The sequence below is a fragment of the Vogesella indigofera genome (genome assembly GCF_028548395.1).
Classification (GTDB): domain Bacteria; phylum Pseudomonadota; class Gammaproteobacteria; order Burkholderiales; family Chromobacteriaceae; genus Vogesella; species Vogesella indigofera_A.
The window spans coordinates 269,864-296,649 of the sequence record NZ_JAQQLA010000004.1; the positions used below are offsets into that span (position 1 = coordinate 269,864).

At 66.8% G+C, this 26,786-nt stretch carries 25 protein-coding genes and 3 tRNA genes; 12 read left to right on the top strand and 16 right to left on the bottom strand.

From position 1 onward, the window contains the following. Positions 1-53: 53 nt before the first annotated feature. The 3 genes from PQU89_RS07000 to PQU89_RS07010 form a co-directional block, all read right to left on the bottom strand. On the bottom strand, positions 54-503 hold the full coding sequence (locus PQU89_RS07000; protein ID WP_272765206.1) for a GNAT family N-acetyltransferase: 450 nt from the start codon (positions 501-503) through the stop codon (positions 54-56). Positions 504-684: 181 nt separating this feature from the next. Next, the gene (locus PQU89_RS07005; RefSeq protein WP_272765207.1) at positions 685-2,160 is read right to left on the bottom strand and encodes a protein adenylyltransferase SelO; all 1,476 of its coding nucleotides are present in this window, start codon (positions 2,158-2,160) and stop codon (positions 685-687) included. A 265-nt stretch (positions 2,161-2,425) separates the two neighbouring features. Continuing rightward, positions 2,426-4,741 carry a YgiQ family radical SAM protein gene (locus tag PQU89_RS07010; protein WP_272765208.1) on the bottom strand — a complete coding sequence of 772 codons (2,316 nt, stop codon included), beginning with the start codon at positions 4,739-4,741 and terminating at the stop codon, positions 2,426-2,428. 278 nt (positions 4,742-5,019) lie between these two features. Here PQU89_RS07010 and PQU89_RS07015 point away from each other — a divergent pair, with 278 nt between their 5' ends. Then, the gene (locus tag PQU89_RS07015; RefSeq protein WP_272765209.1) at positions 5,020-5,769 is read left to right on the top strand and encodes a substrate-binding periplasmic protein; all 750 of its coding nucleotides are present in this window, start codon (positions 5,020-5,022) and stop codon (positions 5,767-5,769) included. Positions 5,770-5,824: 55 nt separating this feature from the next. Continuing rightward, positions 5,825-7,042 carry a DUF1615 domain-containing protein gene (locus PQU89_RS07020; protein WP_272765210.1) on the top strand — a complete coding sequence of 406 codons (1,218 nt, stop codon included), beginning with the start codon at positions 5,825-5,827 and terminating at the stop codon, positions 7,040-7,042. A gap of 110 nt (positions 7,043-7,152) precedes the next feature. Here PQU89_RS07020 and PQU89_RS07025 read toward each other — a convergent pair. From PQU89_RS07025 to PQU89_RS07045, 5 genes are all read right to left on the bottom strand, one after another. Further along, positions 7,153-7,227, bottom strand: a tRNA-Glu gene (locus PQU89_RS07025). A 2-nt stretch (positions 7,228-7,229) separates the two neighbouring features. Then, positions 7,230-7,306: transfer RNA gene (locus PQU89_RS07030), tRNA-Arg, on the bottom strand. Between the two features lie 5 nt (positions 7,307-7,311). After that, positions 7,312-7,405, bottom strand: a tRNA-Ser gene (locus tag PQU89_RS07035). Positions 7,406-7,462: 57 nt separating this feature from the next. Then, a complete protein-coding gene (locus tag PQU89_RS07040) occupies positions 7,463-8,695 on the bottom strand; it encodes an aspartate kinase (protein ID WP_272765211.1) in 1,233 nt (410 codons plus the stop codon). A 178-nt stretch (positions 8,696-8,873) separates the two neighbouring features. Beyond that, complete coding sequence (locus PQU89_RS07045) at positions 8,874-9,860, bottom strand: serine/threonine protein kinase (RefSeq protein ID WP_272765212.1); 987 nt, start codon at positions 9,858-9,860, stop codon at positions 8,874-8,876. 66 nt (positions 9,861-9,926) lie between these two features. Between PQU89_RS07045 and PQU89_RS07050 the strand changes: the two genes are divergently transcribed. Then, entirely contained in the window at positions 9,927-10,484 is a 558-nt protein-coding gene (locus PQU89_RS07050) for a hypothetical protein (protein WP_272765213.1), read from the top strand. Positions 10,485-10,554: 70 nt separating this feature from the next. Continuing rightward, positions 10,555-11,433, top strand: a complete 879-nt coding sequence (locus tag PQU89_RS07055; RefSeq protein WP_272765214.1) for a cation diffusion facilitator family transporter — start codon at positions 10,555-10,557, stop codon at positions 11,431-11,433. A 155-nt stretch (positions 11,434-11,588) separates the two neighbouring features. On the opposite strand, the gene PQU89_RS07060 is transcribed toward PQU89_RS07055, so the two are convergent. Genes PQU89_RS07060 through PQU89_RS07070 form a run of 3 tightly spaced genes read right to left on the bottom strand, consistent with a single transcriptional unit; the run spans position 11,589 to position 16,103 of the window. Further along, positions 11,589-12,965, bottom strand: coding sequence for an efflux transporter outer membrane subunit (locus tag PQU89_RS07060; RefSeq protein WP_272765215.1), 1,377 nt, complete (start codon positions 12,963-12,965; stop codon positions 11,589-11,591). Positions 12,966-12,979: 14 nt separating this feature from the next. Further along, entirely contained in the window at positions 12,980-14,917 is a 1,938-nt protein-coding gene (locus tag PQU89_RS07065; protein ID WP_272765216.1) for a MacB family efflux pump subunit, read from the bottom strand. A 1-nt stretch (position 14,918) separates the two neighbouring features. After that, positions 14,919-16,103, bottom strand: a complete 1,185-nt coding sequence (locus PQU89_RS07070) for an efflux RND transporter periplasmic adaptor subunit (protein ID WP_272765217.1) — start codon at positions 16,101-16,103, stop codon at positions 14,919-14,921. A gap of 180 nt (positions 16,104-16,283) precedes the next feature. On the opposite strand from PQU89_RS07070, the gene PQU89_RS07075 reads away from it, so the two are divergent. From PQU89_RS07075 to PQU89_RS07090, 4 genes are read left to right on the top strand one after another with little or no spacing between them, the layout of a single operon-like run. After that, entirely contained in the window at positions 16,284-17,039 is a 756-nt protein-coding gene (locus PQU89_RS07075) for a (Fe-S)-binding protein (RefSeq protein WP_272765218.1), read from the top strand. Next, positions 17,036-18,418, top strand: coding sequence for a lactate utilization protein B (locus tag PQU89_RS07080; protein WP_272765219.1), 1,383 nt, complete (start codon positions 17,036-17,038; stop codon positions 18,416-18,418). The genes PQU89_RS07075 and PQU89_RS07080 overlap by 4 nt, the downstream gene beginning before the upstream one ends. Continuing rightward, the gene (locus tag PQU89_RS07085) at positions 18,415-18,855 is read left to right on the top strand and encodes a GNAT family N-acetyltransferase (protein ID WP_272765220.1); all 441 of its coding nucleotides are present in this window, start codon (positions 18,415-18,417) and stop codon (positions 18,853-18,855) included. The genes PQU89_RS07080 and PQU89_RS07085 overlap by 4 nt, the downstream gene beginning before the upstream one ends. After that, positions 18,852-19,418, top strand: a complete 567-nt coding sequence (locus tag PQU89_RS07090; RefSeq protein WP_272765221.1) for a LutC/YkgG family protein — start codon at positions 18,852-18,854, stop codon at positions 19,416-19,418. Before PQU89_RS07085 ends, PQU89_RS07090 begins: the two co-directional genes overlap by 4 nt. Positions 19,419-19,526: 108 nt before the next feature. On the opposite strand, the gene PQU89_RS07095 is transcribed toward PQU89_RS07090, so the two are convergent. The 5 genes from PQU89_RS07095 to PQU89_RS07115 form a co-directional block, all read right to left on the bottom strand. After that, a complete protein-coding gene (locus PQU89_RS07095; RefSeq protein ID WP_272765222.1) occupies positions 19,527-20,192 on the bottom strand; it encodes an aquaporin in 666 nt (221 codons plus the stop codon). A 3-nt stretch (positions 20,193-20,195) separates the two neighbouring features. Beyond that, positions 20,196-20,690, bottom strand: a complete 495-nt coding sequence (locus PQU89_RS07100) for an arsenate reductase ArsC (RefSeq protein WP_272765223.1) — start codon at positions 20,688-20,690, stop codon at positions 20,196-20,198. Beyond that, positions 20,683-21,261 carry an ArsI/CadI family heavy metal resistance metalloenzyme gene (locus PQU89_RS07105; RefSeq protein WP_272765224.1) on the bottom strand — a complete coding sequence of 193 codons (579 nt, stop codon included), beginning with the start codon at positions 21,259-21,261 and terminating at the stop codon, positions 20,683-20,685. The genes PQU89_RS07100 and PQU89_RS07105 overlap by 8 nt, the downstream gene beginning before the upstream one ends. A gap of 14 nt (positions 21,262-21,275) precedes the next feature. Beyond that, a complete protein-coding gene (locus PQU89_RS07110) occupies positions 21,276-21,584 on the bottom strand; it encodes an ArsR/SmtB family transcription factor (protein WP_272765225.1) in 309 nt (102 codons plus the stop codon). 372 nt (positions 21,585-21,956) lie between these two features. Beyond that, positions 21,957-22,874: a DMT family transporter gene (locus tag PQU89_RS07115; RefSeq protein ID WP_272765226.1), complete on the bottom strand. Its 918-nt coding sequence runs from the start codon at positions 22,872-22,874 to the stop codon at positions 21,957-21,959. Between the two features lie 47 nt (positions 22,875-22,921). On the opposite strand from PQU89_RS07115, the gene dapC reads away from it, so the two are divergent. From dapC to mlaE, 4 genes are all read left to right on the top strand, one after another. Then, positions 22,922-24,112: a succinyldiaminopimelate transaminase gene (gene dapC / locus PQU89_RS07120; protein WP_272765227.1), complete on the top strand. Its 1,191-nt coding sequence runs from the start codon at positions 22,922-22,924 to the stop codon at positions 24,110-24,112. An 83-nt stretch (positions 24,113-24,195) separates the two neighbouring features. Beyond that, positions 24,196-25,017 (top strand): 2,3,4,5-tetrahydropyridine-2,6-dicarboxylate N-succinyltransferase, encoded by an 822-nt coding sequence (gene dapD, locus PQU89_RS07125; protein WP_272765228.1) that lies wholly within the window; start codon positions 24,196-24,198, stop codon positions 25,015-25,017. Between the two features lie 161 nt (positions 25,018-25,178). Next, the gene (locus PQU89_RS07130; RefSeq protein ID WP_272765781.1) at positions 25,179-25,991 is read left to right on the top strand and encodes an ABC transporter ATP-binding protein; all 813 of its coding nucleotides are present in this window, start codon (positions 25,179-25,181) and stop codon (positions 25,989-25,991) included. Next, entirely contained in the window at positions 25,991-26,776 is a 786-nt protein-coding gene (gene mlaE / locus PQU89_RS07135; RefSeq protein ID WP_272765782.1) for a lipid asymmetry maintenance ABC transporter permease subunit MlaE, read from the top strand. Before PQU89_RS07130 ends, mlaE begins: the two co-directional genes overlap by 1 nt. Positions 26,777-26,786: the final 10 nt, after the last annotated feature.

A 26,786-nucleotide genomic window follows, 5' to 3' on the forward strand; every position in this document is an offset into this window, starting at 1 on the left:
GTTTTTTTGCGGCTATCGACGCTGATCCGGTGGTGCCTACACGCGCACACGGTTCAGGCCACGGGCGACGCGGCGACCGCCGGCAGCGGCTTTTTCAGATACAGCCGCTGGTGCCCCGGCGGGCAGTCGTCCAGCACGCCCAGCAGTTGGTAGCCCAGCTTGTGATAGAAGTCCGGCGCCTGAAAGCTGTAGGTGTACAGGAACACGCCGACGCAGCCACGACGGCGCGCCTCGTCTTCCACCTGCGCCATCAACTGCGCGCCCAAGCCGGCGCCGCGCTGCGCCTCGGCCAGCCACAGGTAGTCCACGTACAGCCAGCCCATGCCGGAGTGGCCGAACAGGCCGCCGACCACCGCGCCGCCCTCGTCCCGCGCGTACAGCTCGAAGTCCTGATAGGCATAGTCGCCGATCTGCCCGACGTTGAAGGCCTTGAGGCCCAGCTGGACGACTTCGCGCGCCTGCGGATCGGCGCCAAGGCTGAACTGGAAACGGTGCTGCGACATGGCCGGACTCCCGGAGTGATGAAGCAGCCAGTCTAGCGACAATCCGCCACCGGGTGCGAGGCTGGCGCCCGCTTCCGTACAACCATGTCCCGCCCGCGCAGCCCGGCCTGGCCGCCGCCGGTCACGGCTTGCGGCCAACCTTCGTTTATTGATCTGGACAACTGGTGTTAGCCGGCCAGGTTTACGTGCCGCAGAAGGTGCGGTAGCCGGCCACCAGCTCCGGCGCCGCCGGCAGCGCATAGCGTTCCAGCCCGTCGCGCTCGGTGTAGGGATCTGCCAATACGTCCAGCAGCCGCAGCGTCAGGCTCATGTCGCCGTGCTCGCTGGCGGCGGCCAGCGCCTCTTCCACCAGATGATTGCGCGCGATGTACAGCGGGTTGAGTGCGCGCATGGCGGCGGCGCGTGTGGCAGCCGGCTGCGGCTCGGCGGCGAGGCGTTGCTGCCAGCGCACGAGCCACGGCCGCAGCGCGGCCGGATCGGCAAACTGGGCCGCCAGTCTTGCGCCGTCGCCGTCCACCGCGTCGGCGAGGTAGCGCCAGGCGAGGGTGAAGTCCGCCTGCTGCGCCTGCAGCAGCGCCAGCCAGTCGTCGGCCAGCTGCTGGTCGTCGTCCTGTGCCGTGAGCAGGCCAAGCTTGTGCCGCGCCTGCGCCAGCCACTGTTCGCGGTAATGGTCGACAAAGCGGTGGATGACGTCGGTGGCCTGCGCCACTGCCTGTTGCTGCGACTCGGCGTCCAGCAGCGGCAGCAGCGTTTCCGCCAGCCGCGCCAGGTTCCACTGCGCGATGGCCGGCTGGTTCCCGTAGGCGTAGCGGCCGCGCTCGTCGATGGAGCTGAACACGGTGGCCGGGTCATAGGCATCCATGAACGCGCACGGGCCGTAGTCGATGGTTTCGCCGCTGATGGTCATGTTGTCGGTGTTCATCACGCCGTGGATGAAACCGGCGTGCATCCACTGCGCGATCAGCCGCGCCTGGCGCCGGCACACCGCGTCGAGGAAGGCAAGATAAGGGTTGGCCGCATCCAGCAGCGCCGGATCGTGGCGGCGGATGGCGTAGTCGGCCAGCTGCCGCAGCGCGTCCTCGTCCTCGCCGTTGGCGAAGTACTCGAAGGTGCCGACGCGCAGGTGGCTGGCGGCGACGCGGGTCAGCACCGCGCCGGGCAATGGCCGCTCGCGGGACACGTTCTCGCCGGTGGCCACCACCGCCAGTGCGCGGGTGGTAGGGATGGCCAACGCCTGCATCGCCTCGCCGATGATCAGCTCGCGCAGCATCGGCCCCACCGCCGCCTTGCCGTCACCGCGACGCGAGAACGGGGTGCGGCCACTGCCCTTGAAGGCGAGGTCGCGACGCTGGCCGCGGGAATCGATGACTTCGCCCAGCAGCAGCGCGCGGCCGTCGCCCAGCGTCGGCGAATAACCGCCGAACTGGTGGCCGGCGTAGGCCTGCGCGATCGGCTGCGCGCCGTCCGGCAGCTGTGCGCCGGAGAACTGCGCGGCCAGCGTTTCCGCCGCCACGTCGGCGCTATCCAGCCCCAGGTCCTGTGCCAGCGCGGCGTTCCAGTACAGCAGCTGCGGCTGCGGCGGGGTGGCCGGTTGCCATGGCACCGCGTGTTGCGGCAGGTCGCGGGCGTAGCTGTTATCGAAGGCGATGAGGGGCATGATCTGGCTTTCCGGCTATAAGAACCTGTTTACGATCTCGCGAGCTCACGCGAGACAAGGCAAAAACGGCTGAGGAAGCGGTATTTATCCGGAGATAAACCAGCATGCCGAGGCGTTTTTAACACCGTATCGCCCCATTGATATCAGTGGCAGCAGATCGTAAACAGGTTCTAAGGTTGATGGGGGTTCGACCGTGCCACGGCGACAAGGTGCGCCGCGCGCGGCAGCAAAAAGCCGCCCCGGAGGGCGGCTGTGGTAATGAGGCTTAACGGCTGCGGCCAACCTTGCTGCCCGGTTTGCTGCCACCACCGCCACGGCCGGTGTTGGGCTTGGCGGCGGCGGGCTTGCCGGCCGGTGCGCGGGCGGCGGCCGGTGCGCGGGCGGCGGCCGGTTTGGCGCTGGCGGTGAAGGTCTTGCCGCTACTGCGCGGGCTGCCGGCCGGGGCGCGCTGGCCTTGCGGCTTGCCGCGGCTCAGCGGCTGCTGGCCGAAGCGGTGGCGCGCGGCGGCGGCCTTGTCGCCCGGCGGCGTCGGCGGGATCAGGCACTGTTTGCTGTGGCCGATCAGGTCGCCGCGCCCCATGTCGATCAGCGCCTCGTAGATGATCTGCCAGTTGTCCGGGTGGTGGTAGCGCAGCAGTGCCTTGTGCAGCTTGCGACGGTAACCGTCGCGCACCACGTCCACCTTTTCCGAGCTGCGCGACAGGCGCTTCAGCGGGTTGCGGCGGGTGTGCCACATGGTGGTGGCCATCGCCATCGGCGTCGGGGTGAAGGTCTGCACCTGGTCGAGGCGGAAGTTGTTCTTCTTCAGCCACAGCGCCAGGTTGACCATGTCTTCGTCGCTGGTGCCGGGGTGGGCGGCGATGAAGTACGGGATCAGGTACTGCTCCTTACCGGCCTGGCGGCTGAAGCGCTCGAACAGTTCCTTGAACTTGTCGTAGGCGCCCATGCCCGGCTTCATCATCTTCGACAACGGGCCTTCTTCGGTGTGCTCCGGCGCGATCTTCAGGTAGCCGCCGACGTGGTGCTGCACCAGCTCCTTGATGTACTCCGGCGATTTCACCGCCAGGTCGTAGCGCAGGCCGGACTGGATGTTGATCTTCTTGATGCCCGGCAGCGCGCGCGCCTTGCGATACAGCTGGATCAGCGGGCCGTGGTCGGTGCCGAGGTTCTCGCACACGTCCGGATAGACACAGGACAGCTTGCGACAGGAACGCTCGATCTTCGGGTCCTTGCACGACAGGCGGTACATATTGGCGGTCGGGCCGCCGAGATCGGAAATATGGCCGGTAAAGCCCGGCGTCTTGTCGCGGATTTCCTCGATCTCTTTCAGGATCGATTCTTCCGAACGGCTCTGGATGATGCGGCCCTCGTGCTCGGTGATCGAGCAGAAGGTACAGCCGCCGAAACAGCCGCGCATGATGTTGACCGAGTACTTGATCATCTCCCACGCCGGGATGTGCGCATCGCCGTAGCTCGGGTGCGGATTGCGGGCGTAGGGCGCGCCAAACACGAAGTCCATTTCCTCGGTGCTCAGCGGGATCGGCGGCGGCGTCAGCCACACGTCGCGCGTGCCGTGGCCCTGCACCAGCGCGCGGGCGTTACCCGGGTTGGATTCTAGGTGCAGCGTGCGGCTGGCGTGCGCGTACAGTACCGGGTCGTGCGCGACCGCCTCGTAGGACGGGATGCGGATCACGGTCTTGGCGCGTTCGGCGCGGCGCTTGGCCAGACGCTCCTCGCGCGATTCGATGCGGATCACCTGCGGCTTGGCCGGATCGTTGCCGGCGGTGGCCTTGGCCGCCTGTTCCGGAATCTCTTCGTACGGGTTGAGGTGGACATCGACCTTGCCCGGCACGTCGACCACGCTGGAGTCCATCTCCTGCCATTCCGCGTCCGGCAGCCAGCCGTGCGGCACCACGAAGGCGGTACCGCGGATGTCGCGCATCTCGGACAGCTTCTCGCCGCGCGAGGCGCGGTGGGCGATTTCCACCAGCGCGCGCTCGGCGTTGCCGTACAGCAGGATGTCGGCCTTGGAGTTCACCAGCACCGACGGGCGTACCTTCTCGCTCCAGTAGTCGTAGTGGGCGATACGGCGCAAGCTGGCCTCGATGCTGCCGATCATCACGCCGACGCCGGGATAGGCCTCGCGACAACGCTGCGCATACACCGTCACCGCGCGGTCCGGGCGCTTGTTGGCCTCGGCGTGCGGGGTGTAGGCGTCGTCGGAGCGCGGGCGGCGATCGGCGGTGTAGCGGTTGATCATCGAGTCCATGTTGCCGGCGGTGACGCCGAAGAACAGGTTGGGCTTGCCCAGCTCGCGGAAGGCATCGGCGCTGTTCCAGTCCGGCTGCGCGATGATGCCGACGCGGAAACCCTGCGCCTCCAGCAGCCGTCCGATCAGCGCCATGCCAAAGCTCGGATGGTCGATGTAGCAGTCGCCGCTGACAATGATGATGTCGCAGGAATCCCAGCCCAGCTCGTCCATCTCGGCGCGGCTCATCGGCAGGAAGGGCGCGGTGCCGAAGCGTTGCGCCCAGTATTTGCGGTAACTGTTGATCGGTTGTGGTGCGGCAGGAAGCGTCATCGTGGCAGGTATTCCGTGTAAGACCGCGCATTGTGCCAGAAAGCGGCGCGGCTTTCATCTGAAAAAGGCTTTTTTTTCATCGACATAGCGTTGCAATACCCATAAAAAAGTTACGGCTTTTGCAGCACTACGAGCACCGCAGAACAGGCTGTTCTGCCAGCGACGGCCACGGCCGGCCGTTCACCTTGCCGACAGAAGGTGTAGCATGGAAGTGGCGGCGGCAATTGACGCGGCCAATCGATCAGGCAAATGTCATTACCTCGCCCAGGATGCACCCCATGAGCCGCCCTTACCGTCTGCTGCCCGCCGTGCTGTTGAGCCTGTCTCCAACGTTGGCCGCAGCGCAGGTGCTGAACGTCGCCTTCGGCGAATCGCTGGAGCCGTACGTGATGCCGCAGCAGGCATCCGGCATCGAGGTGGAGATCATCCGCGAGGCGCTGCGCGCCGAGGGACTGGGCATGCAGCCGGTGTTCATGGCGCAGAAGCGGCTGCCGCTGGCGCTGAAAAACCCGCGCATCGACGCCATCGCCACCATCCGCCCCGACTCCGGGCTGAAGGCGGCCTACTCCGACCCTTACGTCTACTACGAGGATGTCGCGATCACCCTGCGCAGCCGCAACCTGCAGCTGCGCGAGGTGGCCGAGCTGGGCAAGTACAGCATCTCCGCCTTTCCGCTGGCGACGCAGTACTTGGGCGCCGAGTTCGCACGCATGGCGGCGAACAATCCTCGCTACGGCGAGACCGGCAACCAGGTCGACCAGAACCGGTTGCTGTACCGTCACCTGATCGACGTGGTGGTCGCCGACCAGCGCATCTTCAAGTACATGAACCAGCGCGTGGTCAGCGATTTCCGCGAGATGGTGCAGCCGGTCAGCTACCACCAGCTGTTCGAGAAGCTGCCCTACCGCGTCGCCTTCCGCTCGGCCGCGCTGCGCGACCGCTTCAACCGTGGGTTGGCCACGCTCAACGGCAACGGCCTGTACCAGCAGATCCTCAACCGCTTCCAGCACACCGACAGCGTCGACTGAACTGCGGACAGTTACGCTAGAATCTGCCCTTTGCCGATTAGCGGAACACCGTGCCATGAGATCGCTGTTTTTCCCTGTTGTCCTGCTGTCGCTGCTGGGCGGCTGCGCCAGCCACACCCCGGCCCCGGTGGCCACACCGTTCCCGCTGGCCAGCCAGCAGGACGGCCTGGCCGAGCCGGCCTCGGCACCGGTCGCCACCGCGCCGGTGATCACCCCCAGCACCCCGCCCAGCGTAACGCCACCGAAAAAGGCGACCCTGCCGCCGGCACAGCTGCTGGACAAGCTGCTGCCGGACTACGTCAAACCGCGCAGCGGCTGGCGCGACGACATCGTCAACGCCATCAGCGCGCTGCAGTTGCCGCCGACGGCGGAGAACTTCTGCGCGGTGATCGCGGTGATCGAGCAGGAATCGACCTTCCAGGCCGACCCGGTGGTGCCGGGCCTGCCGGCCATCGTGTGGAACAAGATCGAGGAAAAGGTCGCCGGTTACCACATCCCGCTGCCGCTGGTGAAGGCGGCGCTGCTGAAACCGTCGCCGACCGGCGAGAGCTACAAGTCGCGTATCGACAGCCTGCGCACCGAGCGACAGATGAACGACCTGTTCGAGGACATGGCGGCCGAGGCCGGCAAGCTCGGCCTGCCGGTGGGCATGAAGAACCCGATCCGTACCGCCGGCACCATGCAGGTCAGCGTCGACTTCGCCCAGGGCCACATCCGCGCCTGGCCCTATCCCTACCGCTACCAGGGCAGCCTGCGTGACGAGGTGTTCAGCCGCCGCGGCGGCATCTACTTCGGCACCGCCAACCTGCTGCACTACCCGGCCGGCTACCGCGACATGGTGTACCGCTTCGCCGATTTCAACGCCGGTCGCTACTCCAGCCGCAACGCCGCCTTCCAGCTCGCGGTGGCACAGCTGAGCGGGCGCAAACTGGCGCCGGATGGCGACCTGCTGCGCTACCGCGACGGCCTGCCCTCCGGCGAGGCCAGCAGCACCGAACGCGCGCTGTACCAGATGAGCCAGCGCCTGGGGCTGAGCGACAGCGCCATCCTGCGCGACCTGAAGCAGGAAAAGAACAGCAGCTTCAGCCAGAGCGCGCTGTACCAGAAGGTGATGGCGCTGGCCGACCAGCAGCTGGGGCGCAAGGTGGCGCGCGAGGCGTTTCCGCAGATCCGCCTGAACAGCCCGAAGATCACGCGCAAGCTGACCACCGAGTGGTTTGCCAAACGCGTAGGCTGGCGCTACGACAACTGCCTGAAGCGCAGCCCGCTGTAAACGGCAAAAAGCCCACCGCGACACGGTGGGCTTTTTTTTTGCCGGCCAGCACACACCGGCGACAGAAAAAACAAAAACACCACCCGAAGGTGGTGTTTTTGCTTGAATCCTGGCGTCCCCACGGGGAATCGAACCCCGGCCGCCGCCGTGAAAGGGCAGTGTTCTAACCGCTAAACTATAGGGACTATGGTGCACCCGGAGCGATTCGAACGCCCGACCCTTTGGTTCGTAGCCAAATACTCTATCCAACTGAGCTACGGGTGCAGTGCTGGCGGAGAAAGAGGGATTCGAACCCTCGATACAGGTTTAAGCCCGTATGCTTCCTTAGCAGGGAAGTGCCTTCGACCTCTCGGCCATTTCTCCGTCAAGCGAGGCGCCATAATACTAACGAAGGCGCCTGCCGTCAAGCTTTAGTGCCAATTAATTGGCAATTGCCTGGTCCAGACCGAAGGCCTTGTGCAACACGCGCACCGCCAGTTCCAGGTATTTCTCGTCGATCAGCACCGATACCTTGATCTCGGAAGTGGAGATCATCTGGATGTTGATGCCCTCTTCCGCCAGGGTGCGGAACATGGTGGAGGCGATGCCGCAGTGCGAGCGCATGCCGACACCGACGATGGACACCTTGGCCACCTTGTCGTCGGCGTCGATCTTGGCGGCGCCGATGTGGGTCTGCACGTCGCGCAGCACGCCCATGGTGCGCGGGAACTCGCCGCGCGGCACGGTGAAGGAGAAATCGGTGGTGCCGTTTTCACCGACGTTCTGGATGATCATGTCGACTTCAACGTTGGCATCGGCGATCGGGCCCAGGATCTGGTAGGCGATGCCCGGCTTGTCCGGCACGCCCTTGACGTTGATGCGTGCTTCGTTACGGTCGAACGCGATACCGGCAACTACGGCCTTTTCCATATTCTCATCTTCCTCAAACGTAATCAGTGTGCCCTCGCCCTCGTCTTCAAAGCTGGAGAGCACGCGCAGGCGTACCTTGTACTTGCCGGCGAACTCCACCGAGCGGATCTGCAGGATCTTGGAGCCCAGCGATGCCATCTCGATCATCTCTTCGAAAGTGATGGTCTTCAGGCGGCGCGCTTCCGGCACCACGCGCGGGTCGGTGGTGTAGACACCATCCACGTCGGTGTAGATCTGGCATTCGTCGGCCTTCAGCGCCGCCGCCAGTGCCACCGCGGAGGTGTCTGAACCGCCACGACCCAGCGTGGTGAGGTTGCCCTGCTCGTCGATGCCCTGGAAGCCGGCAACAACGACCACGCGCCCGTCGTTGAGGTCGCCACGCATCGCGGCTTCGTCAATCGACTGGATGCGGGCCTTGTTGAAGGCGCTGTCGGTGACGACACGCACCTGCCAGCCGCAGTAGCTCTTGGCCTCGACGCCGATTTCCTTCAGCGCCATGGACAAGAGGCCGATGGTGACCTGTTCGCCGGTAGAGATGATTACATCGAGTTCGCGCGGATCAGGCTGATCCTGGATTTCCTTGGCCAATGCGATCAGGCGGTTGGTTTCCCCGCTCATGGCGGATACGACAACCACCACATCATGTCCCTGGGCTTTCCATTTGGCGACACGGCGGGCCACGTTCTTGATGCGCTCCGGGGAGCCCATCGAGGTACCGCCGTACTTTTGTACGATAAGTGCCATGTTATGTTTTCTTGATAGGGTTTTGGATGTCGAACGATGATTCTTGCCTGATCTGCTACAGAAATGCAAGCCGCCGCGCCGCAAAAAACACGCCCTGTCCCGCAGTGCAGCAAGCCGTGCCGCAACCGTGCGCGAGCACGGCCATTCCGGGGTCAAAAAAACCCGCCGGAGGGCGGGTTCAGACGCAGAGCGGGGCCTCGCGCATCGCCTCCCGCTGTTGTTGCAGTTCGACAATGCGCTCCTGCCAGTACTGCGCGGTATCGAACCACGGAAAGGCAACGACAAAGGCCGGATCGTCGCGCCGCCGCGTCAGCCACGCGCTGTAGTGCAGCAGGCGCAGCGTACGCAGCGCTTCCAGCAGGTGCAGCTCGCGGCGGTCGAAATCGCAGAAGTCCTCGTAGCCGACGATCAGCTCCAGCAGCTGCGCCTGTTGCTGCGCGCGGTCGCCGCTGAGAAGCATCCACAGGTCCTGCAGCGCCGGCGCCATGCAGCTGTCGTCGAGGTCGACGAAGTGCGGTCCCTCTTGCGTCCACAGGATATTGCCGACGTGACAGTCGCCGTGCACGCGGCGCCAGCTGACGTCGCCGGCGCGGTCGAAGGCGCGCTGCACCTCGTCCAGCGCCTGTCGTGCCGCCTGCTCGTAGGGGGTGGCCAGGTCGTAGGGCAGCCGCGCCTGTTCCTGCACGCAGCGCAGCGAGGCCTCGCCATAGCTGTCGAGGTCCAGGGTTGGCCGCAAGTGGTAGGGCGCCACCGCACCGTGCGAGTGCAGGCGGCCGAGGAAGCGCCCCAGCCATGCGAGGGTGTTCGCGTCGTCCAGCTCCGGCGCATGACCGCCACGGCGCGGGAACAGCGCGAGGCGGAAATCCTGGTAGTGGTGCAGCGTGCGGCCGCCGAAGGCCAGCGCCGTCACCACCGGGATGTCGCGCTCGGCCAGCTCGGCGGCGAAATCGTGTTCTTCCTGGATCTGCGCGTCGCTCCAGCGCTCCGGGCGGTAGAACTTGGCCACCAGCGGCGTGCCGTCCTCGATGCCGATCTGGTAGACGCGGTTTTCGTAGCTGTTCAGCGCCAGCAGGCGGCCGTCGCAGCGCAGGCCGAGGCTTTCCACCGCGTCGAGCAGGAAATCCGGGGTCAGGCGCGAAAAGGGGTGCAGGGAGTTGGCTGTCATGACCGGCATTATAAGACGCATGGCGCGATGCTTTGCGATTTGTCGGCCAGCCTTTACCATCCGCGGATGAGTTCAACTTCCTTTAGCTATTTCCAGTCCGAAGACCGCCTGCTGGTGGTGGTGCAGCCGGGTGACCACAAGCTGTGGCTGACGCGGCGCCTGACCTGCTCCATTGTCGACGACATCGCGCGCCTGTTCGCCAGCCAGGTACCCGGCGACGGCGTTCCCGGTGCCGGCAACGAGGACGAGCGCATCGCGCTGGAACACCGCATGGCGATGAACGAGGAAGACCTCGACGGCCGCGACCGGCATCACCGCCCGCTGCAGTTCAGCGACAGCGCGCCGGCGCGGCCGGGCGACAGCGACATCCTGCTGTGCACCGGGCTGGATGCACAGCTGGGCCGCGACTACGCCAGCCTCAGCTTTGTCTGCGGCGACAAGACGCTGAATCTGCGCCAGAGCCGTCCCGGTTTTCACCGTTTCCTGCGCACGCTGCTGCTGTGCGCCGACAAGGCCGAGTGGCAGCTGCCGGCGGTGCCGGCGTGGCTGACGCAGAGCCTGCTCGGCGAGCTGCTGGCCAACCTGCCGCCGCTGGACGAAAACGACGAGCAGGATCTGCCATGAGCCACCGGCGCGCGTTAAGGCTGGCTTCAGTCGCCGCTGCCAGCATCCCCCCTTTTTTCCGGAGCCCGGCATGAACCCGCATCCGCATCCCTCCCTGCAGCAGGCCGCGCAGCGCAGCCTGTGGCTCAGCGTTGCCGTCAATGTCATGCTCACCGTGCTGCAGATCATCACCGGGCTGTGGGCCGGTTCGCAGGCACTGGTGGCCGACGCGCTGCACTCGCTGTCCGACCTGATCGCCGATTTCGTCGCACTGCTGGCCCGCCGCCACAGTCACAAGGCGCCGGACGACGACCACCACTACGGCCACCAGCGCTACGAGACCGCCGCTTCGCTGGCGCTGGGCCTGCTGCTGCTGGGTGCCGGTGCCAGCATGCTGCTCGGCGCCGGTAACAAGATCACCAGCGGCACCCCGCTGGCGCCGGTACACCAGGCGGCGCTGTGGGTCGCGCTGCTGACGCTGCTGTCCAAGGAACTGCTGTTCCGCTACATGCTGAAGATCGCCAGCGAGGTGCGCTCCAGCATGCTGGTGGCCAACGCCTGGCATGCGCGCGCCGACGCAGCCTCGTCGCTGGTGGTGGCGCTGGGCATCGCCGGCAACCTCGCCGGCTACACCTGGCTCGATCCGCTGGCGGCGGCGCTGGTCGGCTTCATGGTCGGCAAGACCGGCTGGGGCTTCGCCTGGGACGCGCTGCACGACCTGATGGACCGCGCCGCCGACGCGGACACCGTGGCCGCCATCCGCGCCACGCTGCTGGCGACACCGGGGGTGCAGGGCGTGCACGACCTGCGCACGCGGCGCATGGCCGACCAGATCCAGGTCGACGTCCACCTCGAGATCGACGGCAATCTGACCGTGCACCAGGGGCACGACATCGCCGCCGCGGCGCGGCTGCGGGTGATGAGCAGCCAGCCGGTGCTGGACGTGATGACCCACATCGACCCGGTGTGAACGCCTGCGGCCAACCTTGGAACCTGTTCTCGATCTTAGCTGCGCGCAGGAAAACACCGTGACGCCGGCAGGCGTCACGGTGTCTTGGTACGGTGCCGTTCACCCCGCCGCCCCGGCCGCCGCCAGGCCGGCGCGACACCGTCACGCACACCGCCTCAGGCGGCGTCGTGTTCTGCCGCCAGCGGCGCGCCGCCCAGTGCCTGGTACAGCGTGACCCTGGCCGCCAGCTGCGCCTGCCGCGCCGCCAGCCATGCCGACTCCGCCGCCAAGGTATTCGCCTGCGTGTCCAGCAGCGTGCCGCGCTCCAGCGCCCCCAGCCGGTAACGCGCGCCATCGATCTGTTCCGTGCGCCGCGCCGCACCCAGCTTCGCCTGCTGCGCCTGCATCCCCTGCTCGCCGCTGGCCACCGCGTGCAGCGCGTCGTCCGCCTGCTGCAACGCGGCCAGCACCGTGCCGCGCCAGTTCTGCAGCTGCGCCTGGTATTGCGCCTCGCTCAGCGCCACGCCGGCCTTCAGCTTGCCGCCGTCGAACAGCGGCGCCGCCAGGCTGGCCAGTGCGCTGCCCAGCCACTGCGCCGGACCGCCGCCGGCGCTGCTGAGCACGCCCTGCAACGACAGCGTCAGCGTCGGGTACAGCGCGGCGCGCGCCGCCGCCACGTCGCCCTGCAATGCCTGCAGCGTGGCGTCGGCGGCACGGATGTCCGGCCGCCGTTGCAGCAGCTGCGCCGGCTGGATGTCGGCCGGCAGCGGCAGGGACAATGCCTGCAGCTTGCTGCCCTGCGGCCGGAAATCCTGCGGCGCCTTGCCGCACAGCACCGCCAGCGCGTTGTAGGCCTGCTGCAGTTCCAGGCGCTGCGCCGCCAGCGTCGCCTGCAGCGTGGCAATCGTCTGCACCAGCTCCGCCTCGTCGCGCGGCGCCGTCTGCCCCAGCCGGATCTGCTGCTGCAACAGGCTCAGCCGCTGCGTCAGCAGCAGCAGGCGCCGGCTGTCCAGCTGCTGCTGTTCGTCCAGTAGCAGCAACGAGAAATACTGGCGCGCCACCTCGCCCTCCAGCGTCAGCGCCGCCGCGTCGCGGCTGGCGACACTGGCCACCAGTCGTGCGCTGTCGCCGGCCAGAAGCGCCTGCTGCCGCCCCCACCAGTCGAGCTGGTAGCTCAGCGTCGGCGCCAGGCTGACGCTGCTGCTGCCCTGCTGCCGCTGCGCGCTGCCGGACAGGCTCAGCTGCGGCAGGCCGCCGGCGGCGGTCTGCGTCCGCACCGCCTGCGCCTTGGCGATCGCCGCCTGCGCCGCCAGCAGCTCCGGGTTGGCGGCGCGAGCGTCAGCGATCAGCTGCACCAGCTCGGCACTGCCGAAGGCCTGCCACCACTCTGCATTGCTGCGCGGCGCGTGCCACTGGCCGGTCGGCGCGCGCCAGCCGTCCTGCTGCAGCGGGATGTCGGCGCTGCCCGGTGTTGCGGCCAACGTTGCAGAGCTGAGGGCCAGCGCCACGGCCAGCACGCCCAGCCGCCGGCGCCAGGATGAATGTTGTTTCATGATTATGTTCCTGATTATTCCGCGGCCAGTGCCAGCACCGGGTCCAGCTGCGCCGCCTTGCGCGCCGGCAGGTAGCCGAACACGCAGCCGGTGGCAAACGCGCAGCCGAAGGCCAGCAGCGGCGGCAGCCATGAAAACGCCACCGACACCCCGCCCAGGCGCAGGCCCCACACCAGCGCCAGCCCCAGCACGATGCCGATCACGCCGCCGAGGCCGCACACCAGCACCGCCTCGACATTGAACTGCAGCAGGATGGCCTGCATCCGCGCGCCGGTGGCCATGCGCAGCCCGATCTCGCGGGTGCGCTCGGTCACCGACACCAGCATGATGTTCATCACCCCGATGCCGCCGACCAGCAGCGACACCGCCGCCACCGAGCCCAGCAGCAGCGTCAGCGTGTTCTGCGTCGAGGTGATCATCTCCACCAGCGACGCGGTGTTGCGCAGCTGGAAGTCCTCGCTGCCGTGGCGGGCGCGCAGCAGCTGCTGCAGCATGGTTTCGGTGGCGCCACTGACGCCGATGTCGGCGATCTTCACCGTGATCGAACTGACGTACTGGCCGCCGAACAACCGCGACTGCGCGGTGGACAGCGGCACGAAGGCGACGTCGTCCTGGTCCTGGCCGAAGGTATTGGCACCCTTGCTGCTCATCACCCCCACCACCTCGAACGGGATGTTGGACACCATCACGTACTGGCCGACCGGCTGCTGCCCGGCCGGGAACAGGCTGTCGACCACGGTCTGCCCCAGCACGATCACCGCCGCCTGCGTCCGCTCTTCCGCGTCGCCGAAGAAGGCGCCGCGGCTGACCGTCCAGTCCTTGACGCGGCTGTAGCTCGGCCACACCCCTTGCACCTGCTGCGTCTGGTAATCGCGGTTGCCGACGCGCAGGGTGGCGCTGCCGCTGCGCATCGGCACCACGCTGTCGATATTGGGCAGCCCTTGCATCGCGCTGGCGTCGCCGGCGGTGAGGCTGGCGATCTCGCCCGTCGGGCGGATACCGGCGGCGCCGGGGCGCACCAGCAACAGGTTGGTGCCCATCGCCGAGATGCGCTGCAGCACGTCGGCCTTGCTGCCGTCACCGATCGCCAGCATGGTCACCACCGCGGCGACGCCGATGATCACCCCCAGCAGCGTCAGCGCGGTGCGGAACAGCTTGGCGCGCAGGCTGCCCAGCGCCATGTGCAGCGTCTCCAGCCACTGCACCGCGCCGGACGGCCGCAGCGGCGTCGGCGTTGCCGCTACGGTTGCGGCCAACGTTGGCCGCACGACCGCGCCGCTGTCGGACTCGATGCGGCCGTCGCGCAGGCGCACGATGCGTTCGGCGTGGCGGGCAATGTCCAGATCATGGGTAATCAGCACGATGGTGCGTCCCTCGCGGTGCAGCTGCTGCAGCAGCGCCAGCACCTGCTGCCCGCTGTGGCTGTCCAGCGCGCCGGTCGGCTCGTCGGCGAGGATCACCGGCGCGTCGTTGATCAGCGCACGCGCGATCGACACCCGCTGCTGCTGGCCACCGGACAGCTGCCCCGGCTTGTGTATCAGCCGCGTGCCCAGCCCCAGCCGCGTCAGCAGCTGCTGCGCCCGCTGGCGACGCTGCTGGCGGCCGACGCCGGCGTAGATCGCCGGCAGCGCCACGTTGTCCTCGGCGCTCGCCGTCGCCAGCAGGTTGTAGCGCTGGAACACGAAGCCGAAGCTGTCGCGGCGCAGCGTCGCCAGCGCGTCGCCGTCCAGCATCGCCACGTCCTGGCCGTTGACCAGGTAACAGCCGTGGCTGGGGCGGTCGAGGCAGCCGAGGATGTTCATCAGCGTCGACTTGCCGCAGCCGGACGGCCCAAGCAGCGCGACGAACTCGCCCTCGGCGATGTCCAGCGTGATGTCGGCCAGCGCCGGCACCGTCTCGTCGCCGTTGGGGTAGAGCTTGCCCAGTTGCTGCAGGCTTAACAGTGCGCCCATGTCAGCCTCCCGGTGGTGGCGGCGGCAGGCTGCCGCTCTTGCTGCCGCCGGCCGCCTGCTGCGCCAGCACCAGCTGCTCGCCGACGCGCAGGCCGCTGCGGATCGCCGCCTGGCTGCGGGTGAGCAGCGCCACCTCCACCTCGCGCGTTTCCGGCTGGCCGTCGCGGTTCAGCACCTGCGTGCGGTAGCGCTTGCGACCCACCGCCAGCGGCTGCAGCGCGGTGAGCGGCACCACCGGCAGACCGCTGACCTTGGCAAGGCTGAAAAACACCTGCGCCGTCATGTCTATCATCAGCTTGTGGCCGGGGTTGGCAACGTCGAGCAGCACGGTGTACAGCACCACGTCGTTGCTGGTGGTCGGGGTCGGCTTGATCTGGCGGATGCTGGCGGCGTGGCGGGTCTGGCTGTCACCCAGCGTGGTGAAATAGGCGGCCATGCCCGGGCGCAGCAGCGGGATGTCGGCCTCGGCCACCTCCGCCTCCACCGTCATGGTGTCCAGCCGCGCCACGCGCAGCAGCGTCGGCGCCGACTGGCTGGCGTTGATGGTCTGCCCCTGCAGCACCGTCTGCGACACCACGGTGCCGTCCAGCGGCGCATAGATGCGGGTGTAGCCAAGGTTGGCCGCATCGCCCTTCAGCGTCGCCTGCGCCTTGGCCAGCTGCGCCTGCAGCGAGCGCTCGCCGGCGCGCGCCTGCTCGAAGCCGGCCTGCGCCTGCTCCAGCGTCTCGCTGGTAGTCGCGTCCACCTTGGCCAGCGCCGTTTGCCGTGTCAGCAGCTGGCGCGCACGCGCGGTGGCGACCTGCTGCTGCTCCAGCTGCGCCTGCAGGTCGGCGACCGCGGCCTGGTCGGCGGCGACCTTGGTCTGGTACACCTCGGGGTCGATCTGCGCCAGCAGCTGGCCTTTTTTCACCTGCTCGCCGATGGCGACGTAGACGCGGCTGAGCTGGCCGGACACCTGGGCGCCGACATCGACATAGTCGCGCGGCGCCAGCGCGCCCTGCGCGGTCACGGTCTGTTCCAGCTCGCCGCTGCTGACGCGCTGCGTCAGCCATTGGCTGGTCGCGGCCGGCTGCGGCCACAGCGTGCAGGCGGCCAGCAGCAGCGCCGCGAGCAGCAGCAGGCCGAGGCCGCGCCGACGCCAGCGGCGCGCCGGATTTGCTGCCGGATTTGCTGAGTGTTGCGTCATGACATCCTCCAATACGGACGCCCATTTCAGCGCAGCAAGTTGTCGCCATCATCACCGCAATGTATCAGGCTACTGACAATTGCCGGCGCAAGGGTAATTCCGCATTGGCAGGCGCACCGGCACGGGCTTTAATCCAGAACGAGCCTGCCCGGGCATTGCGCTGGAGACCCCGCTTACGCCATGAACGTCGCCCTTTTCATTCCCTGTTTCGTCAACGAACTGTATCCGCACGTGGCGATGGCCACCGCCGAGCTGCTGGAAGGCTACGGTATCGATGTCGTCTACCCGCTGGAACAGTCCTGTTGCGGCCAACCATTGAGTAATAACGGCGACAGCCAGGGCGCCTGCGACGCCGCGCGCCGCTTTACCCGCGTGTTCAAGGACTACGACTACATCGTGTCGCCGTCCGGCAGCTGCACCTCGCACGTCAAGCATCACTACCCGTGGTACATCGCCGACGACGCCGACTATCAGGCCATGCAGCCGCGCGTGTACGAGATCGTGGAATTCCTGCAGGACGTGCTGAAAGTGGACAGGCTGCCCAAGCCGGTGTACTTCCCGCACCCGGTGTCGATCCACCAGAGCTGCCACGGCCTGCGCGAGCTGGGCCACGCCGCGCCGTCGGAGCTGATGATCCCCTACCACTCGCGGCTGGAACGCATCCTGCAGCTGGTGGACGGCGTCGACGTGCGGCTGCCGGAGCGCCGCGACGAGTGCTGCGGCTTTGGCGGCACCTTCAGCGTGGACGAGCCGGAAGTGTCGGTGGCGATGGGCGAAGACCGCGTCGCGCAGCACGAGGCCACCGGTGCCGAGTTCATCGTCGGCGCCGACCCGTCCTGTCTGATGCACATGGGCGGCATCATCCGCCACAAGTGCCGGCCCATCCGCCCGCTGCACATCGTCGAGATCCTCACCGGACGCGGAGGCGCTGCATGAAGCAGGACAACATCAACCACGCCGCAGCGGCGGCCGCCTTTTTGCAGGACCGCGAACAGGCGCGCTGGCACGACAGCGCCATCTGGTGGGTGCGGCAAAAGCGCGACGCGCAGGCCAAGCAGCTGCCGGAGTGGGAACAGTTGCGCGCACTGGCGCAGCAGATCAAGTCGCACACGCTGTCGCGGCTGGACGAGTACCTGACCGAATTCCAGGCCAACGCCGAGCGCAACGGCGTCACCGTGCACTGGGCCGCCGACGCCGACGAGCACAACCGTATCGTGCACGGCATCCTGGCGGCGGCCAACGTTAAAAAATTGGTAAAGTCGAAGTCGATGCTGACCGAGGAATGCGGGCTGAACCCGTATCTGGAGCAGCGCGGCATCGAGGTGATCGACACCGATCTGGGCGAGCGCATCGTGCAGCTGCGCCACGAACCGCCGAGCCACATCGTGATGCCGGCCATTCACCTGAAGAAGGAACAGATCTCCGAGCTGTTCCACAAGGAGCTGGGCACCGAGGCAGGCAACAACGACCCGACCTATTTGACCCACGCCGCGCGCGCCAACCTGCGTGAGCACTTCCTCACCGCCGGCGCCGGCCTCACCGGCGTCAACTTCGCCATCGCCGAAACCGGTGGCGTGGTGGTGTGCACCAACGAAGGCAATGCCGACCTCGGCACCGCGCTGCCGCCGATCCACATCGCCAGCATGGGGCTGGAAAAGATCATCCCCAAGCAGGCGCACCTGGGCGTGTTCACTCGCCTGCTGGCGCGCTCCGCCATCGGCTCGCCGATCACCACCTACACCTCGCACTTCCAGCAGGCGCGCCCCGGCGGCGAGATGCACATCGTCATCGTCGACAACGGCCGCAGCGACATCCTCGGCAGCGACGACTTCTCGCAGAGCCTGCGCTGCATCCGCTGCGGCGCCTGCATGAACACCTGCCCGGTGTACCGCCGCAGCACCGGCCACAGCTACAGCTACATCATTCCGGGGCCGATCGGCTCCACGCTGGGCCCCAGCCGCGACATCAAGAAGCACGGCAGCATGGCGTTTGCCTGCACCACCTGCGGCTCGTGCAGCAATGTGTGCCCGGTGAAGATCAACCTGCACGAACAGCTGATCCTGCAGCGCAAGCGCGCCTTCGACGCCGGCACGCTGAAGCCGGTGAAGAAGATGGGGCTGCTGGCGATGCGCTTCCTGACCCAGCATCCGTCGCTGCTGGACGCCGGCGGCAAGCTGATGCGCAAGGTGGTGCCGATCATGCCGGTGGCGCTGACGCAGCACAGCGCGTGGAGCCGGCCGGGACGCGAGCTGCCGCAGATGCCGGCACAGAGCTTCAAGGAGATGTGGCAGGCACGGCAGAAGGACAAACCATGAGCGACTGGCACACCACGCCGGTAGCGGCCGACGATTTCGAGGCGCTGCTGACACTGCGCATCGCCGCGATGCAGCCCAGTCTGGAAGCCATCGGCCGCTTCGACGCCGGGCGCGCCCGCGACCGCCTGGCCGCCAGCTTTGCGCCACAGCACAGCCGCTGGATCGTGCAGCATGGCGAGCGCATCGGCTGGTACGCGCTGCACACCGCCGCCGACCACCTGTACCTGCATCACCTGTATCTGGCGCCGGCACACAGCGGCCACGGCATCGGCAGCGCGCTGCTGCAGCAATTGCAGCAGCAGGCCGCAGCACAGGGTTTGCCCATAAGACTCGGCGCACTGAAGCACAGTGCGGCCAACCTTTTCTACCAGCGTCACGGCTTTGTACTGTTGCAGGCCGACGACTGGGACAACCATTACCAATGGAGCGCGCCATGAGCAGCCGCGAACAGATACTGGCCAAACTGCGGCACAACCGCCCGCAAGGCCCGGCGCTGCCGGACATCGACGCGGTGCCGTTCATCACCTTTGCCGACAAGTTCGACGCCTTTGCCACGCTGGTGCGCAACCTCGGCGGCGATGCGGTGCAACTGCAGCCGGGCGAAACCGTCGCCGGCATCGTCGCGCAACGTTGGCCGCAAGCCGGCCGCGTGGCCGATATCACCGCCGCCAACCCGGAACAGGTAACCGCGCCGCACGACTGGCACGACGTCGATATCGCCATCGTGCCCGGCGAGCTGGCGGTGGCGGAAAGCGCGGCGGTGTGGGTCAGCCACGCCGGCAACAGCCAGCGTGCGCTGTACTTCCTCACCCAGAAGCTGGTGCTGGTGGTACCCAAAGACGCCATCGTCGACACCATGCGCGACGCCTACGCCCGCGTCAGCATCCGCGAGCACGGCTTTGGCGGCTTCATCAGCGGCAGCTCGCGCACCGCCGACATCGAACAGAGCCTGGTGATGGGCGCGCACGGCGCGATGGCGGCGCTGGTGATCTTCGTGTGAACCGAATCTGCGTTGTAGCTTCTCTTGATACGGCCTGCGGGCCGTTTTTTTTTGGATGAAAAAATAAGCCGCAGCAAGCTGCGGCCTCTGGCAAACAAAGCTGCCGCCTCAGGCGTCGGCAGTGCCCCGCTCGGCGGCAAACAGCCAGCCGCCCAGTGCGCCACCGATGGCTGCTCCCGCCAGCTGCGCCAGCACAAAGCCGCCGACATCGGCCGGCGCGATGCCGGCAAAGGTATCGGTCAGGCTGCGCGCCAGCGTCACCGCCGGGTTGGCGAACGAGGTCGAGGCGGTAAACCAGTACGCCGCCACGATGTAGAGCGCTACCAGCAGCGCCACCTTGTCGCGGGCATGGCGCACGCCACCCAGAATGGTCAGCAGCAGGCCGGCGGTCGCGGTGACCTCGGCCAGCCATTGCGGCCAACCGCTACGCACGTGCTGTGACGCCTGCAGCAAGGGCAGGTCGAACATCGCGTGCGCCAGCAGCACGCCGGCGACGGCGCCGACCACTTGCGCCGCCAGATAAGGCAGCACGCGCGGCCACGGCAATTCGCCACGCGCTGCCATCACCAGGCTGACCGCCGGATTGAAGTGCGCGCCCGACAGCGGCGCGAACAGCGTGATCAGCACCAGCAGGCCGGCGCCGGTGGCCAGCGCATTGGCCAGCAAGGCGACCGCGTCGTTTCCGGCGGCCAGGGCTTGCCCCATGATGCCGGAGCCGACCACTACCGCCAGCAGCAAGGCACTGCCGATGGCTTCTGCAACCAATGCCCGCATCGTTTATGCCTTCCCGATAGCGGCCAGTTCGGCCTTCAGTTCGTCCTCGCCCATGGCGGCAATGTCCAGCGCGACGAAGCGGCTGACGCGGCGATGGATGATCTGGTATGCCGTCGCGAACGCCGCCATCGCCTCGTCGTCGTTACTGCCGACGCCGGCCGGATCCTCCAGCCCCCAGTGCGCGCGCAGCGGCGTGCCCGGCCACAGCGGACAGGTCTCGCCGGCGGCGCTGCCGCAGACGGTGAACACGAAGTCCATCTGTGGTGCATCCGGCGTGCCGAATTCGTCCCAGCTCTTGCTGCGGTAGCCGCTGCTGTCGATGCCGTGCTTTTCCAGGGTCTTCAGCGCGTAGGCGTTGACCTTGCCGGCAGGCTGGCTGCCGGCGCTGTAGCCCTTGAAGCGGCCCTGGCCCAGATGGTTGATCAGCGCTTCGCCGAGAACGCTGCGCGCCGAGTTGCCGGTGCACAGGATCAGCACGTTGTAGACCTTGTCAGTCACGGGACTTCCTTTCCTTGGAAACGATGGCTTCGATGTTCTTGCGCGCGATCAGCTGGACTTTTTGCGGGGCCGGTGCGCAGCAGGCGCTGGCCGTAGTGCTGCTATCAGCCGGGGCGCAACAGGCGTCGGCGGCCGCCAGCGCGGCCGGTGCCGGGGCACAGCAGCTGTCGGGGTTGGCCGCGACCGCCTGCGGCGCGTCGTTATAGGTCGGCGCGCTGTCCAGCGTGTGGTAGGTCTCCCACGCGATGCCGGACGGGTCCTGCACCCAGTGCTTGTCCGATCTGGCGTAGCAGCAGGTGGTGCCCTCTTCCGTCAGCGCCGCCATGCCGGCGGCGTCGATGCGCTGCTTCAGCTCGGCCAGCTCGTCGCCGTTCTCGGCCTGGATGCCCAGGTGATCCAGCCCGGCCGGGGCGCCGCGCTGACTGATGGCGAAGTTGACGCGCGGATCGTCCAGCATCCACTTGGCGTAGTCGTGTTTCAATACCGTCGGTTCGGCGCCGAACAGCGCGTTATAGAAGCGGATGCTGGTGGCCAGTTCATCCACCGACACGTGAATATGCAGTCGTTTCATGACAGTTCTCCTGTTCAGCAAGCACAGCCGTCGGCGCTGGAAGCGCGACAGCAGTTTTCGGTCATAAACGCCAGCAGCGCGTTCATGCTGGCGAAGTTGGCGGCGTAGATCACGAAGCGGCCATCCTGGTGCCCCTCGATCAGCGCCGCGTTGGACAGCTCTTTCAGATGGAAGGACAAGGTGGCCGGCGCACAGCCCAGCGCCTCGGCCAGCTCGCCGGCGGCGCGACCGGCGGGGCCGGCCTCCACCAGCTGGCGGAACACCGCGAGGCGGGTCTCCTGCGCCAGCGCGGCCAGCATCTTGACGGCGGATTTCGTTTCCATATTTTGACAATCGTTGAAATATTGAATTGATTATCGCCAACGCCGTGGCAAAACACAAGTGACGAAGGCGGCAAACACAGAGGAGTGAGTGGCGGCCTGGCCGGCGTCGCGGGCCGGGCCGGGCCGGGCCGGGCTGGCGTGGCGTGGCGTGGCGTGGCGTGGCAATAACGGAATGCATCAGCACAAGGTTGGCCGCAATACCTGCGGCCAACCTTGCCTTAGAACCTGTTCAAAGTCTCGCGCGCTCACGCGAGACAAGGCGAACACGTCCGAGGAAGCGGCGTTTAGCTGGAGATAACCAGCATGCCGCAGGCGTTTTTAACGCCGTATCGCCCTATTGCGAACAAGTCGCAGCAGACATTGCACAGCTTCTTACGCCGCCTGCGGCAGCGGCTGCGCCACCGGCTTCGGCTTGGCGACGATGTGGCCGGACAGCAGGCTGGCGCTGGCGATCAGCGCGCCGCCGATCCACTCCTGCAGCTGCATGCGCTCGCCGGCGAGCAGATAGGCGGAAATGGCGGCGAACAGCAGCTCCATCAGCATCAGTGTCATCACCTGCGTCGCCGGCAGGATCGACAGCCCGTGCATCGAGATGATGCTGGTGGCCAGCAGCGTGACACCCAGCACCAGCACGATCAGCAGCACCTCGCCGTGCAGCAGCGCCAGCTCCGCGCCCAGCTGGCCGCGCCACAGCAGCGACGCCAGGCCGCAGGCGGCCACGCCCAGCCACACCATCGCCGACTTCAGCGCCACCGGCAGCGCGTACGCCTTCTTGGACAGCACATTGCCCAGCGCGAAGCTGATGCCGCCGGACAGCGCCAGCCAGTCGGCGCGGCTGGAGAAGAAATCGCCGCTAAACAGCCCCGGCCGGTACAGGATCACCATCATGCCGCCCAGCGACATGGCGATCACCAGCCAGCCGATGCGGCTCAGCCGCTCGTGCAGCAGCAGCCAGGAAAACAGCGCGCTCCACAGCGGCGACAGGTAGAACAGCAGCAGCACGCGCATCACCTGCCCTTCCGACACCGCCCAGGTGTAGCTGAAGTTGCACCAGCCATAGAGCAGGGCCAGCGGCAGCAGGATGAATTCGAAGCGTGCCTCGCGGCGGAATACCTCGCGGAACAGCACCACGCCCAGCGTGGCGGAGACCAGGTACACCGTCAGCGAGGTGGCGGCGGTGGAAAAGCCGGCCTCGTGCAGCGTGCGAAACGGGAACCACATCAGCCCCCACACCAGTGCCGTGGTCAGTGCGCACGTCACCGCCAGCAGCTTTTGTTTTGCCAGATTCATAGTCTTTTCTTACACTTGTCGTTTTGTTGCATTGCAAGGAAGCGGCGTTGAATCCCCACCTCGAACTGTTGCAGCCCTACCCGTTCCAGCGTTTGCGCGGCCTGCTGGCCGGCGTGACGCCTCCTGCCGACCTGCCGCACATCAACCTGTCGATCGGCGAGCCGAAGCACCCGACCCCAGCGGTGGTGAAACAGGCGCTGATCGACGCGCTGGACGGCCTCGCCGCCTATCCGGCCACCCTCGGCAGCGACGCGCTGCGCGGCGCCTGCGCCGGCTGGCTGCAGCGCCGCTACGGCGTCAGCGTGGATGCTGCCCGTGAAGTACTGCCGGTGTGCGGCAGCCGCGAGGCGCTGTTTTCCTTCGTACAGGCGGTGATCGATCCGCGCGGCGAGCAAAAGCCGGTGCTGATCTCGCCCAACCCGTTCTACCAGATCTACGAAGGCGCCGCGCTGCTGGCCGGTGCCGAACCTTACTATGTCAATTGCTTGGCCGCCAACCGTTACCAGCCGGACTGGGCGGCGGTGCCGGAGGCCATCTGGCAGCGCACGCAGGTGGTCGTAGTATGCAGCCCGGGCAATCCGACCGGGGCGGTGATGTCGCTCGCCGACTGGAACACACTGTTCTCGCTGTCCGACCGCTACGGTTTCATCATCGCCAGCGACGAGTGCTACTCCGAGATCCACTTCGGCACCCCGCCGCTGGGCGGGCTGCAGGCGGCACAACAACTCGGCCGCGGCTTCGAGCGGCTGGTGATGTTCACCAGCCTGTCCAAGCGCAGCAACGCCCCCGGCCTGCGCTCCGGCTTTGTCGCCGGCGATGCCAAAGTGCTGGAAAAATTCCTGCTGTACCGTACCTACCACGGCAGCGCGATGAGCGTCACCATCCAGCAGGCCAGCATCGCCGCCTGGAACGACGAAGAGCATGTGGCGGCCAACCGTGACGCGTATACTGCCAAGTTCGACGCCGTCACTCCGCGCCTGTCGCAGGTGCTGGACGTTACGCGGCCGGACGCCGGCTTCTACCTGTGGGCGGCGGTGCCCGGCGGTGACGATGCCCGCTTCGCCCGCGACCTGTTCGCGCAGCAGCACATCACCGTGCTGCCCGGCAGCTTCCTTGCCCGCGACGCGCACGGCGTCAACCCCGGAGCCGGCCGTGTCCGCCTGGCGCTGGTGGCGCCGCTGGCGGAATGCGTCGCCGCCGCCGCGCGCATCGAACAGTTTTTGCAGCACTACCACTAAAAGCAATAACACAACCGAACAACCAAACCAGCAGAAGACCCATCATGTCTGTAGAAATCCACCTTGCCAAAGGACTGAGCCAAATGCACCCGATTCAAGCCCTCATCGAAGAAGCTTTTGAAAAACGCGCCGAGATCACCCCGGCCACCGTCTCCGTCGAACTGAAGTCGGCGATCGAACAGGTCATCAATGAACTGGACGCCGGCACCCTGCGCGTCGCCGAGAAGAACGGCAGCGACTGGGTGGTCAACCAGTGGGTGAAGAAGGCGGTGCTGCTGTCGTTCCGCATCCGCGACAACGAAGTGCTGGACGACGGCGTGTCGCGCTATTTCGACAAGGTCGACACCAAGTTCAACGACTGGAACCAGCAGCGCTTCGCCGACGCCGGCTTCCGCGTGGTACCGGGCGCCGTGGCGCGCAAGGGCAGCTTCATCGCCAAGAACACCGTGCTGATGCCGTCCTACGTCAACATCGGCGCCTACGTTGACGAAGGCACCATGGTCGACACCTGGGCCACCGTCGGCAGCTGCGCCCAGATCGGCAAGAACGTGCACCTCTCCGGCGGCGTCGGCATCGGTGGCGTGCTGGAGCCGCTGCAGGCCAACCCGACCATCATCGAAGACAACTGCTTCATCGGCGCGCGTTCGGAAGTGGTGGAAGGCGTGATCGTCGGCGAAGGCTCAGTGATCTCGATGGGCGTCTACATCGGCCAGTCGACCAAGATCTACGACCGCGAAACCGGCGAAGTCACTTACGGCCGCATCCCGCCGGGCTCGGTAGTGGTGTCCGGCAACCTGCCATCGAAAGACGGCAGCCACAGCCTGTACTGCGCGGTGATCGTGAAGAAGGTCGACGCGCAGACGCGCAGCAAGACCAGCATCAACGAACTGCTGCGCGGCGTATAAGCCGGCGCCGGTGCCACACTGTGCACCGGCCTGCCACAATTGCACCCGTCATGGCGCTGCCTTTTTGCGCCATGCAGCATAGGCAGGTAGAATAAGGAACAAAGCGGAGGGGATCGTGAACACGATCCCCTTACCTGTTCCCCCCAAGGACTCGCCACCACATCGTGCAAAACGACAGTTTCATCGAATTCAACCGCGTCAGCTTCGGCTATGGCGACCGTCTTATCCTGCAGGACATCTCGCTGAAAATCGGCCGTGGCCAGCTGGTCGCCATCATGGGCGGCAGCGGCAGCGGCAAGACCACGCTGCTGCGGCTGATCTCCGGCCAGATCCGCGCCCAGCAGGGCCAGGTACTGGTCGACGGCCGCGACGTTGGCCGCATGAACCAGCGCGAGCTGTACCAGCACCGCCGCCGCATGGGCATGCTGTTCCAGTTTGGCGCGCTGTTCACCGACCTGCCGGTATTCGACAACGTGGCGTTCCCGATCCGCGAGCACACCTCGCTGAGCCCGGCGATGGTGCGCGATCTGGTGCTGATGAAACTGCACGCCGTCGGCCTGCGCGGCACCGAAGCGCTGATGCCGGCCGAGCTTTCCGGCGGCATGGCGCGCCGCATCGCGCTGGCGCGCGCCATCGCGCTCGACCCGCAGATCATGCTCTACGACGAACCGTTCACCGGGCTGGACCCGATCTCGCTGGCCACCATCGCGCTCTTGATCAAGAAGCTGAGCGACGCGCTGGGCACCTCGGCGGTGATGGTCACCCACGACGTGCACAAGTCGCTGGAAATCGTCGACTACGTCTACTTCATCGCCGGCGGCAAGATCGCCGCCGCCGGGACTCCGGACGAGGTACGCGCCTCCGACTCGCCGTGGGTACACCAGTTCATTCACGGCGAGGCCGACGGTCCGGTGCATTTCGCCTACCCGGCGCAGCAGAGTCTGGCCGGCAGCTTCGGCCTGGAGGGCGCATGATGCTGGACAACCTGCTCGCACCGCTGCGCAAACTCGGCCACAGCACCATCAATGCCATCTGGAAGCTGGGCGTGATGAGCCGCTTCCTGCTGGCCATCATCGCCCACTCCGGGCAAAGCCTGCTGCGCTTCCAGCTCACCATCCGCGAGGTGTACTTCGCCGGCGTGCTGTCGCTGATCATCATCGTGGTGTCCGGCCTGTTCGTCGGCATGGTGCTGGGGTTGCAGGGCTACAACACGCTGTCGCGCTTCGGCTCCGCCGACGCGCTGGGCGCGCTGGTGGCGTTGTCGCTGCTGCGCGAACTGGGGCCGGTGCTGGCCGCGCTGCTGTTCGCCAGCCGCTCCGGCAGCGCGATGACCGCCGAAATCGGCCTGATGAAGGCCACCGAACAGCTGGAAGCGATGAGCGTGATGGCGGTCGATCCGATCGCCCGCGTGGTGGCGCCGCGCTTCTGGGCCGGCGTGATCTCGATGCCCATCCTCGCCGCGCTGTTCAACGTGATGGGCATCTTCGGCGGCTATCTGGTCGGCGTGGTGATGATCGGGCTGGACGAAGGCACCTTCTGGTCGCAGATGCAGAACAACGTCGACCTGCACTTCGACGTGATCAACGGCCTGATCAAGAGCCTGTTCTTCGGCATCGCGGTAACGCTGATCGCGGTGTTCGAAGGCTTTGACGCCACGCCCACTGCCGCGGGCGTCTCTTCTGCCACCACCCGTACCGTGGTGACCTCGGCCCTGGTTATCCTGGCGCTGGACTTTGTCCTGACCGCCTTCATGTTTTAGGAATTCGCCA

Bases quoted from the DNA above. Each gene is read 5' to 3' on its own strand.
- PQU89_RS07055 (WP_272765214.1), top strand. From the start codon at position 10,555: ATGAACCCGCATCCGCATCCCTCCCTGCAGCAGGCCGCGCAGCGCAGC.
- PQU89_RS07005 (WP_272765207.1), bottom strand. From the start codon at position 2,160: ATGCCCCTCATCGCCTTCGATAACAGCTACGCCCGCGACCTGCCGCAA.
- PQU89_RS07085 (WP_272765220.1), top strand. From the start codon at position 18,415: ATGAGCGACTGGCACACCACGCCGGTAGCGGCCGACGATTTCGAGGCG.
- PQU89_RS07010 (WP_272765208.1), bottom strand. From the start codon at position 4,741: ATGACGCTTCCTGCCGCACCACAACCGATCAACAGTTACCGCAAATAC.
- PQU89_RS07045 (WP_272765212.1), bottom strand. From the start codon at position 9,860: ATGACAGCCAACTCCCTGCACCCCTTTTCGCGCCTGACCCCGGATTTC.
- PQU89_RS07020 (WP_272765210.1), top strand. From the start codon at position 5,825: ATGAGATCGCTGTTTTTCCCTGTTGTCCTGCTGTCGCTGCTGGGCGGC.
- PQU89_RS07065 (WP_272765216.1), bottom strand. From the start codon at position 14,917: ATGGGCGCACTGTTAAGCCTGCAGCAACTGGGCAAGCTCTACCCCAAC.
- PQU89_RS07015 (WP_272765209.1), top strand. From the start codon at position 5,020: ATGAGCCGCCCTTACCGTCTGCTGCCCGCCGTGCTGTTGAGCCTGTCT.
- PQU89_RS07050 (WP_272765213.1), top strand. From the start codon at position 9,927: ATGAGTTCAACTTCCTTTAGCTATTTCCAGTCCGAAGACCGCCTGCTG.
- PQU89_RS07060 (WP_272765215.1), bottom strand. From the start codon at position 12,965: ATGAAACAACATTCATCCTGGCGCCGGCGGCTGGGCGTGCTGGCCGTG.
- PQU89_RS07095 (WP_272765222.1), bottom strand. From the start codon at position 20,192: ATGCGGGCATTGGTTGCAGAAGCCATCGGCAGTGCCTTGCTGCTGGCG.
- mlaE (WP_272765782.1), top strand. From the start codon at position 25,991: ATGCTGGACAACCTGCTCGCACCGCTGCGCAAACTCGGCCACAGCACC.
- PQU89_RS07115 (WP_272765226.1), bottom strand. From the start codon at position 22,874: ATGAATCTGGCAAAACAAAAGCTGCTGGCGGTGACGTGCGCACTGACC.
- PQU89_RS07090 (WP_272765221.1), top strand. From the start codon at position 18,852: ATGAGCAGCCGCGAACAGATACTGGCCAAACTGCGGCACAACCGCCCG.
- PQU89_RS07000 (WP_272765206.1), bottom strand. From the start codon at position 503: ATGTCGCAGCACCGTTTCCAGTTCAGCCTTGGCGCCGATCCGCAGGCG.
- PQU89_RS07080 (WP_272765219.1), top strand. From the start codon at position 17,036: ATGAAGCAGGACAACATCAACCACGCCGCAGCGGCGGCCGCCTTTTTG.
- PQU89_RS07075 (WP_272765218.1), top strand. From the start codon at position 16,284: ATGAACGTCGCCCTTTTCATTCCCTGTTTCGTCAACGAACTGTATCCG.
- dapD (WP_272765228.1), top strand. From the start codon at position 24,196: ATGCACCCGATTCAAGCCCTCATCGAAGAAGCTTTTGAAAAACGCGCC.
- PQU89_RS07040 (WP_272765211.1), bottom strand. From the start codon at position 8,695: ATGGCACTTATCGTACAAAAGTACGGCGGTACCTCGATGGGCTCCCCG.
- PQU89_RS07110 (WP_272765225.1), bottom strand. From the start codon at position 21,584: ATGGAAACGAAATCCGCCGTCAAGATGCTGGCCGCGCTGGCGCAGGAG.
- PQU89_RS07105 (WP_272765224.1), bottom strand. From the start codon at position 21,261: ATGAAACGACTGCATATTCACGTGTCGGTGGATGAACTGGCCACCAGC.
- PQU89_RS07070 (WP_272765217.1), bottom strand. From the start codon at position 16,103: ATGACGCAACACTCAGCAAATCCGGCAGCAAATCCGGCGCGCCGCTGG.